Raw genomic sequence first — 984 nt, forward strand, 5'->3', positions numbered from 1 at the left:
CCGACGCACCAGGCGATCGCGAGCCATCCGTTGTGGCCGATCTCGGTGCCGAGGAGCAGGCCGCGCAGGGTTTCGATGGCGGGGGTGAAGGGCTGGTACTGGGCGATCGGCTGGAACCAGCCCGGCATGGTCTCGGCTGGGATGAAGGCGCTGGAGATGAGCGGGAGCAGGATCAGGGGCATGGCCATGTTGCCGGCCGCCTCCGGGTTCGGGCTGGCCAGGCCCATGCCGACCGCGATCCAGGTGAGTGCCAGGGCGAACAGCACGATGAGTCCGAACGCCGCGAGCCATTCCAGGGCGTTCGCGTCCGTGGAGCGGAATCCGATGGCCACGCCGACAGCGCCGACGAGGACCACGCTCATAACTGATTGCAGCACGCTGCCGACGACGTGCCCGATCAGTACCGAAGGCCGGTGGATCGCCATCGTACGGAAACGGGCGATGAGGCCCTCCGTCATATCCATGGAGACGTATACCGCAGCCCCGATCACGGTGCTGCCGATGGTCATCAGCAGCAAGCCCGGGACGATGTAGGCGATGTAGTCGGCGCGGTCCGCGCCCCCGCCACCGATGCCGGCGCTCATCACGTCGCCGAAGACGTAGACGAAGAGCAGCAACATCATGATCGGCGTGAGGAGCAGGTTCAGGGTGAGGGAGGGGTAGCGCCGGGCGTGCAGGAGGTTCCGGCGCAGCATCGTGGTCGAGTCGCGGACGGCGAGGGAAGGGAGCTCATCGGACATCCTCCTTGGTCTGGTTGGGGATGTTGGCGGGGCCGGTCAGGGCGAAGAACACGTCGTCGAGGTCGGGGGTGTGGACGGTCAGCTCGTCGGCCTCGATGTCGGCCGAGTCCAGCCAGTCGAGGATGGAGCGCAGTTCGCGCTGGCTGCCGCCGCTGGGGATCTGGAGCGCGAGTGCCTCGTCGTCGCGGGTGGCTTCGCGGAGGGCGGCGGCGGCGCCCTGGTAGGTGGCCGGGTCGGTGAAGCG

1 protein-coding gene and 1 pseudogene are annotated in these 984 nt (G+C 68.1%); both read right to left on the reverse strand.

Going from position 1 to position 984, the window contains the following annotated elements:
- The coding region (locus IEY79_RS27720) for an ABC transporter permease (protein WP_189110359.1) at window positions 1-740 on the reverse strand (740 nt) is incomplete at its 3' end.
- Window positions 730-984 (reverse strand): annotated as a pseudogene (locus IEY79_RS27725) (ABC transporter); the annotation flags it as partial. The gene IEY79_RS27720 and the pseudogene IEY79_RS27725, both read right to left, overlap by 11 nt.

It is taken from the genome of Streptomyces camponoticapitis (assembly GCF_014646115.1).
Lineage (GTDB): Bacteria > Actinomycetota > Actinomycetes > Streptomycetales > Streptomycetaceae > Streptomyces > Streptomyces camponoticapitis.